9 protein-coding genes and 1 pseudogene are annotated in these 11,334 nt (G+C 37.1%); 6 read left to right on the top strand and 4 right to left on the bottom strand.

Translation table 11 applies throughout. The annotated features are described in order from the left end of the window. Positions 1–816: 816 nt before the first annotated feature. The gene (locus CXF76_RS02150) at positions 817–1,593 is read right to left on the bottom strand and encodes an amino acid ABC transporter substrate-binding protein (RefSeq protein ID WP_101162953.1); all 777 of its coding nucleotides are present in this window, start codon (positions 1,591–1,593) and stop codon (positions 817–819) included. Between the two features lie 134 nt (positions 1,594–1,727). Continuing rightward, positions 1,728–3,017, bottom strand: a complete 1,290-nt coding sequence (gene msrA, locus CXF76_RS02145) for a peptide-methionine (S)-S-oxide reductase MsrA (protein ID WP_101162952.1) — start codon at positions 3,015–3,017, stop codon at positions 1,728–1,730. Between the two features lie 256 nt (positions 3,018–3,273). Between msrA and pxpB the strand changes: the two genes are divergently transcribed. The 6 genes and pseudogenes from pxpB (at position 3,274) to CXF76_RS02115 (ending at position 8,371) form a co-directional block, all read left to right on the top strand. Further along, a complete protein-coding gene (gene pxpB, locus CXF76_RS02140) occupies positions 3,274–3,939 on the top strand; it encodes a 5-oxoprolinase subunit PxpB (protein WP_101162951.1) in 666 nt (221 codons plus the stop codon). Then, entirely contained in the window at positions 3,932–4,858 is a 927-nt protein-coding gene (locus CXF76_RS02135) for a biotin-dependent carboxyltransferase family protein (RefSeq protein ID WP_101162950.1), read from the top strand. Before pxpB ends, CXF76_RS02135 begins: the two co-directional genes overlap by 8 nt. Positions 4,859–4,880: 22 nt before the next feature. Continuing rightward, a pseudogene (locus tag CXF76_RS20885) lies at positions 4,881–4,988 on the top strand (5-oxoproline transporter, DUF979 family subunit); the annotation flags it as partial. Continuing rightward, positions 4,981–5,649: a pyroglutamyl-peptidase I gene (gene pcp / locus CXF76_RS02125; protein ID WP_081709146.1), complete on the top strand. Its 669-nt coding sequence runs from the start codon at positions 4,981–4,983 to the stop codon at positions 5,647–5,649. The pseudogene CXF76_RS20885 and the gene pcp, both read left to right, overlap by 8 nt. A 153-nt stretch (positions 5,650–5,802) precedes the next feature. Beyond that, positions 5,803–7,476, top strand: coding sequence for an asparagine synthase B (gene asnB, locus CXF76_RS02120; protein WP_101162949.1), 1,674 nt, complete (start codon positions 5,803–5,805; stop codon positions 7,474–7,476). Next, positions 7,460–8,371 (top strand): PhzF family phenazine biosynthesis protein, encoded by a 912-nt coding sequence (locus CXF76_RS02115; protein ID WP_101162948.1) that lies wholly within the window; start codon positions 7,460–7,462, stop codon positions 8,369–8,371. Before asnB ends, CXF76_RS02115 begins: the two co-directional genes overlap by 17 nt. 16 nt (positions 8,372–8,387) lie before the next feature. Here CXF76_RS02115 and egtD read toward each other — a convergent pair whose 3' ends face one another. Next, positions 8,388–9,362 carry an L-histidine N(alpha)-methyltransferase gene (gene egtD / locus CXF76_RS02110; RefSeq protein ID WP_010552853.1) on the bottom strand — a complete coding sequence of 325 codons (975 nt, stop codon included), beginning with the start codon at positions 9,360–9,362 and terminating at the stop codon, positions 8,388–8,390. Further along, positions 9,359–10,630, bottom strand: a complete 1,272-nt coding sequence (gene egtB, locus CXF76_RS02105) for an ergothioneine biosynthesis protein EgtB (RefSeq protein ID WP_024590157.1) — start codon at positions 10,628–10,630, stop codon at positions 9,359–9,361. Before egtB ends, egtD begins: the two co-directional genes overlap by 4 nt. Positions 10,631–11,334 lie beyond the last annotated feature (704 nt).

Raw genomic sequence — 11,334 nt, 5'->3', positions numbered from 1 at the left:
AACTCCCTGCAAATTTGAATAATATTTTTTATTTAAATACATAAACTTAACGCCGAGCATTAGACTAAAGTCTATAGTTTAATTTTTTTCACTCATTGGTTTCATTTTTATCGTTTGTCGAAAATAAAGTTAAATATTAAAGTTACTTCATCAGCTCAAAACAACTTAGTTAATTTGTTTTTTAAGAGCAATAAATGCAACCTTTTGAGTTTTAGTAACTCAAACTTAGCAGTGAAAAGAATCTTATATTGTGTGTGTAAGATGTTGTCAGTGTGAAAAAGCGGTTCAAGTTAGGTGGTGACTTGGCTTGAACTGTTTTTATTCTTGGCTCAACCAAATGATATGCATTACAAAGCTACTAAAGCGTAGCAAACCGAATCTTTATATTGTGTGTGAAGATGTTGTCAGTGTGAAAAGCGGTTCAAGTTAGGTGGTGACTTGGCTTGGACTGTTTTTATTCTTGGCTCAATCACATGATATGCATTACCAGGCTACTAAAGCGTAGCAAACAGAATCTTTATATTGTGTGTGAAGATGTTGTCAGTGTGAAAAAGCGGTTCAAGTTAGGTGGTGACTTGGCTTGAACTGTTTTTATTCTTGGCTCAATCACATGATATGCATTACAAGGCTACTAAAGCGTAGCAAACAGAATCTTTATATTGTGTGTGAAGATGTTGTCAGTGTGAAAAGCGGTTCAAGTTAGGTGGTGACTTGGCTTGGACTGTTTTTATTATTAAGCACATACATAATATAGCTATATACAGATTAATACATTTTAAAAAGCCCCGTAAGTTATAACTTACGGGGCTTTTTTAGTTAATTTTTTATTTGATACTCTTTTTTTAATTTACTTATTTGCACTTTATGTGAAAGCAAAAATGTATCAAATTGCTTAACTACCTCAGGATAGTCAATCGACGATAATAAAAAGGCTTGTAAATCTGTCGGCAATTCGTTTTGAAAATAAACGGGTCGGGTTAATTTGAAATATTTAACAATATTATAGTTTAATACATCGTTAGATATGTAAATACACTCCACTCGCTCTTTTAAAAGCATCTCTATTAATTCCATTACGTTAGCTGTTTCAATTAGCTCAACGTTTTCGTTATTCATTAAAGGTTTAAAGCTTTGAGACGTAAACCCTCTCACCGTTGCAAAACTAACGCATTCATCAATAGTGATATTTTTATTTAAACTCGCAATACCCGTTTTAGTCACAACGGTTGGCTGCGAATAAATAATTTCATTTAAATCACCAAAGGAAGCTTTATAACTTGGTTTCCATTGAGGGTTATCAGGATATTTAAAATCAACATGATGGTGATCAATAAATTCTTTATAAAGACGATTAATTGGCAGCGTGTAAAACTCAAATTCAAAATCGTGCTGCTGGGCGAACAAAGTAAGTAATTTTTGACTGAAGCCATAATAATCTGCACCATTTGTTCCACTACCATCAAAGTAAGGTAGATACTCTATATTCTCTACGCCGACGACATAGTGCGTTGCCGACTTAGCATCGGTAATAAAAATTAATAAAGCTAAAGGCAAATACATTAACTGCGTTGTTATTTTTATAAATTGATTCATTTACAACCTAAGTAATATTATTGATGTGTAGCTCAACGCTTTAATTTTAACAAATTTGCAAAGAATATGATAAATCTATTTTATTTTATGCAAAAAAAAGCCTGATTAAAATCAGGCTTTACAAAGTAAAAGGTTTAGCTTTTATCTCTTGGTACAAAATCGAGTACTGTTGCGTTTATACAGTAGCGGTCTGTGCCTCTAGGGCCTTCTCCTGGGAATAAATGACCAAGATGAATACCTGTACTTTTAGAACGTAGCTCAATACGTGTTATTCCCCAGCTGCTATCGTCATGCTGCGTTACACTACTTTTTACTGGGTGCTTAAACGACAACCAACCAGTACCGGAGTTAAACCTATCGCTTGTATCAAATAGTGGCTCTCCACTTAATTTATCAACAAAAGTACCATCAGGTGTATTTTTAAACTCTTTGTACTCTTTACAATAAGGTCTATCTGTTAGTGCATCGAATGCAACTTTATAAGCATCACTGTTACCTAATTTAAAAGCGCCTAATGCTTTATAAAACTCTTCAGGTGTTGCATAGCCTTGACGGCCATATACCTCAACGCCATTTTCTAGAAACAAAATAGTCGGCGTTGCCCACGTGGCTGACTTAATAGTTAAATCATTAAGTTGGTCAGCATGGCGAAATGTCATAGGTATTGTGCCTTTGTAATCATTTGCGACTGCTTTTTTAAATTTTTCACAGTACGGGCAGTAATCACGAGAATCAAGTACCACTATTTGCTTACCTGCGAGTAGAGCACTGTTGTCTGCTTTTTCTACGGGTGTTTTATTAAAAACTACGCCTGTAGAATGATCGGGGCAATAGCCATTAGGGTTCTTTTCTAGATAATTTTGGTGATATTCTTCTGCCGATACAAAACCTGTAAGCGGTTTAATAACCGTTTCGATTTTGCCGTAGCTCGCATCAGTTAAAAGCTGCTGATATTGCGATTTAACTTGCTCAGCTACTTTAGCTTGTGCATCAGTAGTCGTTAATACAATTGAACGATATTGCGTACCGATGTCGTTACCTTGGCGATTTTTTTGCGTAGGATCGTGACTTTCAAAATAGTTTTTTAAGAGTTCTTCTGCTGAAATTATATTGCTGTTATACATAACTTGCACAACTTCAGCATAATTGTTCTCGTCAAAACGACGAGACTGATCAGTAATATTTCTGTACGTTGCTTTAAACCCATTACCGTCAGCATAACCCGACTCAGCATCAATAACGCCATTAAGCGCTTCGTAGCGTTTTTCTGCTCCCCAAAAACAACCAGACCCCAGTACAATGGTTTCTACATGCATGGTGGCTTCTACATTACTGTGTTCTACCTTTTCCATAGATAAAGCAAAGCTGCCTGCGCTAAATATAATAGCAGCGCCTGATAAATATAATAAATGCTGGTGTTTCATAAAGTACCTCATAAACAAGTGCGTGCTAATTAAGACCTCCTTATCTTAATTTTCATTTCAACCTAATTACTTATTTAGTACGAAATGTATTAAGTTTTAGTCCTCAATAAGTTAAATACGATTAATTGAATATAAAAAAACTCTTAAAGTAAGCTGGGTAAATAAACACTAAACATAACCACTTAGTCGCAATGGTGTAAATAAATTAATAAAACTGTGTTACGTTTAAATTATGTTGTACAAATAGGTTTATTTAATGAAGCCAGCTCCCCATATTTATGCATTAACAAACAGTAGTTTACTACTTGATGCATCGCATTTAGACGCTACAGATAGACTCTCTATTCAAAAGAAAATTTGGGCTTTAACCAGCCACTGTAAATGCACTGATGAATTTACCGATTTGGTGCCAGCCATGAACTCGCTCACTCTCTATTTAAAATCAGATAAACACTTAAATAAGTGGTTACAAGTGCTACCTTCGCTGTGGAATGATATTAAAACGAGTACTTTTAAAGGGCAACATCACTTAATCAAAACCATATACAAGGGTGAGGATATTAATTACGTGGCTCGTTATCACAATTTAAGCGCTGATGAGGTTATTAATATTCATAGTAAAACCAAGTACCACGTTTTATTTTTAGGCTTTCAGCCCGGTTTTGCTTACCTACATGGCTTAGATGAGCAATTACATACGCCAAGGCGTGATGAGCCACGCATTAAAGTTCCTAAAGGCTCTGTTGCGATAGGTGCTGCACAAACCGGAATTTACCCCGCAGATACCCCTGGTGGTTGGCACATAATAGGTCATACAGATACTGCTTTGTTTGATTCGACCTCTGAGCAACCTTGTTTAATTCAACCAGGCGATACGCTTGAATTTGTTCCGCTAGTTAATAAAGGAGCAACTCATGATTAAAGTACTTAAAAGTGGTGTATTACTTACAATTCAAGATTTTGGCCGTGATGGATACCGTCATCTAGGTGTAAGCAAAGCGGGCAGCTTAGACCCTTATGCACAAATAATTGCTAATAGATTACTTAACAATAACTACAATGATGCCGTTTTAGAAATAACTGTTGGTCTGTGCGAGCTGGAATTCACCTGCGACACAGTAATTGCGCTTCATGGTGCAGATTTGCAAGCAACCCTTGATGGACAAGCAATTTACCCTGGTTGGACATACACAGTAAAAAACAAACAAGTACTGAGCTTTGCGACTGGTAGAGCTGGATTAAGAGCTTATTTAGCAGTGAAAGGCGGTATACAAAATACTGAAGTTATGGGCTCTAAATCTACAGATTTAAACGCATGTTTTGGTGGTATTGAAGGTAGAGCTCTCGCCACTGGTGATGAAATACCTATTACTCCTTATTATGGAGAGTTTATAAAAGTAGGCGCAATTGCTCCCGCCCAGCGCAAGCTTATACGACTGCACCCAAGTCCTCATGCTAATTTGTTAGGCGAGCCTTTACTTAACAACTTTGTATCTACCCCATTTAAAGTTAGTAGTAACAGCAACCGAATGGGCGTAAGGCTTGAGCATAAAAATAATTTGGCACATTCGCACTCTTTGCCATCACTAGGGGTGAGTCCTGGGAGTATTCAACTGCCACCGAATGGTGAACCTATCGTGCTACTTAACGATGGTCAAACAACCGGGGGCTATCCGCTTTTAGGGACTGTAATTGAAGCCGACTTACATCAATTTGCACAATTTAGACCTTTAGATACTGTTGAGTTTAAATATGTAACGTTTGAAGAAGCAGCAAAGGCGAAGCAGAAACTTGACGGGCACCTACATCAATTGAGCCTTGCACTTAAAAATAACCTATAAAATATTCTAGAATCAACACGCCCTAGATTTAAAAAATAGGTACCATGTAATAAAGGTTCAAATTCCGACGGCCGTTACCTTACTCGCCGTTAATATTATTTTAATGTATAGCTTGGTGTTTAATGACTAAATCAACTTCTACTATGCCGTGTGTATTAATAACTGGCTTTGCTCCTTTTGGTGGCGAAGCTATAAACCCTTCTTGGCAAGCAGTGCAAAAACTTGATGAAACTATCATCATGAAACACAAAATATGCACACTAGAACTTGCCTGTGAATTTAATACGTCTATCAGTCAGCTTATAAACGCCATTGAGTCGCACAATCCGGCGGTTGTTTTATGTATAGGCCAAGCTGGTGGGCGCAGCGAAATATCAATTGAGCGTATTGCAATAAACGTTGACGATGCACGCATTAAAGACAATGCAGGTAAGCAGCCTATCGATACACCAATAGAAAAAAATGGCCCTGATGCCTATTTTACAAACTTGCCAATAAAGCGCATGTTACAAGCATTGCACAACAGCAATATACCTGCTTCCATTTCCAATACAGCAGGTACTTATGTGTGTAATCACGTTATGTATGGTCTTATGCATTACATAAATGATCACTGCGCTGTAATGAAAGGTGGCTTTGTGCATATTCCTTATTTACCAAGCCAAGCTGTGCACCACAATGGCGCACCAAGCATGAGCGAAGAAACCGTTATTAATGCCCTGAGAGTTATGATTGCACAAGCTTTGAACAATAATAGCGACGTAAAAATAGCAGCAGGAACCACGCATTAACCACTTTGGTGCGATTACATCTAGCTTGGTGCATAAATTATTCTTAATTAATTGTAAAAGCTATGTGACTTGAGTAATTTTTTCTGATAAAACAAGGTTTCGCAGCACAGCAAATTGGCTCTGCTGCACACATAATAGGAATGAGGAGTTACTATGTGTTCAATTTTTGGGGTATTAGATATTAAATCTGATCCCACTCAATTGCGTACCCAAGCAATTGAAATGTCAAAGCTGCTTAGACACCGTGGCCCAGATTGGTCTGGTGTATATGCATCCGAAAAAGCTATTTTAGTGCATGAGCGTTTAGCTATTGTTGGTGTATCAAGCGGTGCACAGCCTTTATACAATCCTGAAAAAACAAATATTTTAGCGGTTAACGGCGAGATTTATAATCATAAAGAACTTGCAGCAGAGCTAAATGTTGATTTTACTTTTCAAACTCAATCAGACTGTGAAGTTATTTTAGCGCTTTATAAACAAAAAGGGCCTGACTTTTTAGATGATCTAAATGGCATTTTTGCATTTTGTTTATACGACGAAGAAAATGACGCTTACTTAATTGGCCGTGACCATATAGGTATTATCCCGCTTTACACCGGTCACGACGAGCACGGTAACTTTTACGTTGCTTCTGAGCTAAAAGCACTTTCTCCAATTTGTAAGCATATTGAAGAATTTCCTCCAGGGCATTACCTGTATAGCAAAGATGGCAAAATGACGCCTTATTACAAACGTGATTGGGAAACATTTGATGCAGTTAAAGATAACAGCGCAGAAGCGCAAGACGTTAAAGATGCATTAGAAGCGGCCGTTAAACGCCAATTAATGTGTGACGTGCCTTACGGTGTATTACTTTCTGGTGGTTTAGACTCATCGGTTATCTCTGCTATTACCCAGCGCTTTGCTGCAAAACGTATTGAAGATAACGACGAAAGCGACGCATGGTGGCCTAAGCTGCATTCTTTTTCAGTAGGCCTTGAGGGCTCACCTGATTTAGCGGCTGCACAAAAAGTAGCTGACATGATTGGTACTATTCACCACCCTATCATTTTTACCATTCAAGAAGGTATTGATGCATTACGTGAAGTGATTTACCACATAGAAACCTACGACGTAACAACAATTCGTGCCTCTACACCTATGTACTTAATGGCTCGCCAAATTAAAGCTATGGGCATTAAAATGGTGTTATCTGGCGAAGGTGCTGATGAGCTATTTGGTGGTTATTTATACTTCCATAAAGCCCCTAACGCACAAGAGTTTCATGAAGAGCTAAACCGTAAAGTATCAAAACTGCATATGTTTGACTGTTTACGTGCTAATAAATCAATGGCGGCATGGGGCGTAGAAGCACGTGTACCGTTTCTTGATAAAGAATTTGTTGATGTTGCTATGCGTATCAACCCTGAAGCTAAAATGTGTAAAGATGGAAAAATTGAAAAACACATTTTACGTGAAGGCTTTGAAGGTTACTTACCTGATGAAGTGCTATGGCGTCAAAAAGAGCAATTTTCAGACGGTGTAGGCTACAGCTGGATTGATACGTTAAAAGAGTTTGTAAATGAGCAAGTAAGCGATCAAGAGCTTGCAAATGCAAAATTTAAATACCCTATTAATACACCAGATTCAAAAGAAGCTTACTACTACCGTACTATTTTTGAATCGCATTTCCCTGGTGATGCATCAGCTAAATGTGTACCGCATGGTAAATCGGTAGCGTGTTCGACTCCTGAAGCACTTGCATGGGACGCATCGTTCCAAAACAATGCTGATCCATCAGGTCGTGCTGCTGGCGTTCATAACGACGCATATGCAAGCAAAGGTTAATACTCTTTGTTTAGCGAAGCGTAAGCCTAAATGGCTTACGCTTCGCTTTATAAAGCTCACTTCCACCGAATCTGTTTTTTATAGCCCTGCACATAACTTAAAAGGCTCAAGTGCTTTAATTGTTATTTATAAAAATGGGTTAACATCAAAAACAATGCAATATATTGCATCACAATCAACTTACCCTGCTACCGTATTTTTAAATCAAAATGAGATAACTAAACGCCATTGTAAAATTCGCTGGTTTAATCAAACGAGTGAAATTAAACGCTGTGGACATGGTACTTTAGCAGCCGCTAATTTTTTAATAGACCATTTGGGTTATTGCCCTGAAGTATTTACTTCAATGAGTAATGAGCGCTTTACTATAAGAGTAAAAAAACAACGCGCTCAGCTGTTACTAAAAAGCATAGAGCCTAAAAAAAGCGAGTTAGCTGAAGGTGAGTTAAAAAGTGTGTTTTCATCAGCAATAAAAGCTGCCTACAGTACCGGCGACAAAAACGGTTATACGGTTGTATTATTTAGTAAAGAATTTAATAAAGAATTTAGTAAAGAATTTAATAAAGAATTTAGTAAAGAATTCGATAAAGCAGTTGAAAAAGACGATTTAAAAAGCGTACACGTTGATTTTAAAGCTTTGTGTGCACTCCACAAAAATGCAGTAATCGCCCTTAGTATAAAAAATAAAGACAAAAAAAATGCCATAGCGCATTTTAGATACTTTGCACCCCAGTTTGGTGTAAATGAAGACAGTGCTACAGGCTCTGCGGTATCTGTTATTGCCCCCCTGCTATTTAGACTATACGGTTTAAATAAAGCTATGCTTGTACAGCAATCAAATAATGGCGCATTGCTAAACTATGAGTTTAACAATGCTAAAGTTGTCATTTATTAAACATATTAAGTAATGCTTAAAGCGGTCTTAATAAACACAGAGCAAAATAGTTACTATCGTCTTGCCATGTTTGCTCTAACTTTAAATTAGCTTGCGCTGCAAGCTGCTTAAACGACTCGAGCGTGTACTTGTGAGAGTTTTCTGTATGGATACTTTCGCCTTCTATAAAGTCTATTTGCTGATCATTTATAATCACGCTTTGAGTACGATTACTTACTAAATGCATTTCGATACGGCTATGTTGCTCGTTAAAGCGTGACTCGTGGCTAAAGTTATCTATATTAAATGTGCCGTTTAGCTCGTTATTAATACGTTGTAGTAAATTTTTATTAAAAGCAGCGGTAACTCCCGCCTTATCGTTATATGCATCAAGTAACACTTGGCGCTCTTTTACTAAATCAACCCCAATTAATACATAACCATTTACACCGCATAAGCGATGGAAATTATTCATAATTTCTATGGCTTTAACTGGGGCAAAATTACCAAGAGTAGAGCCCGGAAAGTACACCAAATTAGTTTGACTGTCTAAAGCGGTGTCTTTGGTTAGCTGTTTGACCATTTGGCTATGTGTAAAGTCTCCTAATAATGGCGAAATTGCCAAATCTGGAAATAATGGTGACAAATGTGCAAGTGAATAACTGAGCATCTCCTCAGATATTTCAAACGGTACAAAGGTTTTAACGTTTGCCATATGCGCTAATAAATAGGCTACCTTTTTACCCGAGCCACAGCCGGGCTCTATAATAGAGAGGTTTTCAGGTAGCATTTGAGCAATCGACTTTGAGTGTTGCTCTAATATAGAAAGCTCAGTACGTGTAACATAATACTCTTGTAAGGTTGTTATTTGCTCAAATAATGCAGCACCTTTATCATCATAAAAATATTTACACGGAAGCGTTTTTTGTTGTTGAGTTAATCCGCTTATCACGTCGTTTAGAAATTCAGTGTCGGTTATGTTGCTTTGCTTAATCGCTGTTACTTGGCTCATACTATATCCTTAGCTAGTCTTATCCCGCTGCACATCCACGCTTGATGCGGGTAATAAAAATTTCGGTATGTTTGTCGTAAATGGTTTTGAGGGGTAAACACACACCCACCACGTAACACCATTTGGTTATTCATAAACTTACCATTGTATTCCCCTGCTACTCCTTCAATAGGCTTAAAACCGGGGTATGGTAAATATGCACTGTTCGTCCATTGCCAACACGAATCAGTTAACTGATTTATTTCAGTATCACTCTTTGCTTGCTGAGGTGTTAGGTAGTGATTATTAATCTCTGTTGAAGGTGTATTTTTAGCTGCATATTCCCATTCGAACTCTGTAGGCAAGCGAGCCTTTACAAAATTAGCATAGGCGCTGGCCTCAAAATAACTAACATGACAGATCGGGGCATTTAAATTGAGAAGCTCTAATCCATAGTGTGTAAACTCAAACCACTCGTTATCTATACAATGCCAATATAATGGTTGCGTTAGACTGTTGCTTTGTATATTTGCCCAACCGTCACTTAACCAATACTGTGGATTGCTGTATCCACCTGCATTTATAAAGTCTAAATATTCACCATTGGTGACCAACCTATTAGCAAAGTTAAATGAATGAATTAATACTTGGTGTTTGGGGCGCTCGTTATCATATGCAAATTCATCGTCGGCATTTGTACCTATATTAATAATGCCTTGCTCAAAATTTATAAAATTGAGAGGCTTAATATCTGCTGATTTGTTTTGGCTGTTTAAAGGCGATGTTTTATATTGCGGAAATAATGGATTTACTGAAAAGTTATATTTGATGTCCATAAGCATTAGTTCTTGATGCTGTTGCTCGTGGTGTAACCCAAGTTCAATAATATCTTTAATTTGTGGACTAACTTCAGTTTTAAGTAATTCAACCACACAGCTATCTACATGCTCTCTATAAGCTAAAACTTCATCTAAACTAGGTCTAGATAAACTACCTCGGTTTGCCCGTTTAAATTGCTCTCCAATCCCATTGTAGTAAGAATTAAAAAGCATTCGGTAGTGAGAGTTAAACACAGTGTACTGTTTACAGTAAACACTAAGTAAAAACGTTTCAAAAAACCACGTGGTGTGCGCTAAATGCCATTTGCCTGGGCTGGCATCTGCCATAGCTTGTAATTGGCAATCTTCTACAGTGAGTGGTTCAATAATAGCCAGGCTTTCGCCCCTAACGCTGCAAAAGCGTTTAACAAGTTCGTTTTGATTGGTATTGTTTAAAGCGCATTCACGCATAATAGTATTAATCCTTTGCCTATCTATTTATAAAATATAGCTTAGGGCATGCTGAGCTTTTTGGATTGAAATTTGTTCAATCTAGGGGCGATTAAATCGCGGCACGAGGTTTGTAACCTAGTGGGCTAAGTAAAAACCGAGTAACAAAGAGTTAATCGTCCCTAGAAAGAACCCAAAGGGCAGTGTATGTTTGGTATTTATGCTGCGTTATCGCCTATTTATGGGGAATGACCACACTACATAGGCTCTGCCTTGCCTAAAAACCAAACATACTACTGTAAATTCAATCGCCAAAATTCAACATGCCCTAATGTTGTGTTAAATCATATTCATATTACAACTTGATTAAAGATGCTTATCAGCTTATAAATTTATACTAGCCCTAAAGGGAAATTTGCTCTTTGCAGCTCGTTTTTTAATTATTCTTACGTGCATGTAAGCATGCAGAATAACGCAGGAGCAGTTATCGAACCGTTAGGTTACAAACCTAGGATCGATTAAACAGCTCCTAAATTGAACAAATTTTAATCCTAAAAGATCAACAAGCCCTAGTATTTAAGCATTAATTAAGTTGCTTAAAAGTGATCTTTTTTTACTTAACTAAGTAAATTAATACTTTTAATAGCAAACTAAATTTTAACGTTCACTGAATTTATAATTTTAGGGCTTTTTAAATAAAAGAATCATTAATTTGGCTATATAAA

The sequence above is a fragment of the Pseudoalteromonas sp. 78C3 genome, from assembly GCF_002836695.1.
In the GTDB taxonomy this organism is placed as follows: domain Bacteria; phylum Pseudomonadota; class Gammaproteobacteria; order Enterobacterales; family Alteromonadaceae; genus Pseudoalteromonas; species Pseudoalteromonas arctica.
This window is presented reverse-complemented; position numbering and strand designations above follow the sequence as displayed.

Bases quoted from the DNA above. Each gene is read 5' to 3' on its own strand.
- CXF76_RS02150 (WP_101162953.1), bottom strand. From the start codon at position 1,593: ATGAATCAATTTATAAAAATAACAACGCAGTTAATGTATTTGCCTTTA.
- msrA (WP_101162952.1), bottom strand. From the start codon at position 3,017: ATGAAACACCAGCATTTATTATATTTATCAGGCGCTGCTATTATATTT.
- pxpB (WP_101162951.1), top strand. From the start codon at position 3,274: ATGAAGCCAGCTCCCCATATTTATGCATTAACAAACAGTAGTTTACTA.
- CXF76_RS02135 (WP_101162950.1), top strand. From the start codon at position 3,932: ATGATTAAAGTACTTAAAAGTGGTGTATTACTTACAATTCAAGATTTT.
- pcp (WP_081709146.1), top strand. From the start codon at position 4,981: ATGACTAAATCAACTTCTACTATGCCGTGTGTATTAATAACTGGCTTT.
- asnB (WP_101162949.1), top strand. From the start codon at position 5,803: ATGTGTTCAATTTTTGGGGTATTAGATATTAAATCTGATCCCACTCAA.
- CXF76_RS02115 (WP_101162948.1), top strand. From the start codon at position 7,460: ATGCAAGCAAAGGTTAATACTCTTTGTTTAGCGAAGCGTAAGCCTAAA.
- egtD (WP_010552853.1), bottom strand. From the start codon at position 9,362: ATGAGCCAAGTAACAGCGATTAAGCAAAGCAACATAACCGACACTGAA.
- egtB (WP_024590157.1), bottom strand. From the start codon at position 10,630: ATGCGTGAATGCGCTTTAAACAATACCAATCAAAACGAACTTGTTAAA.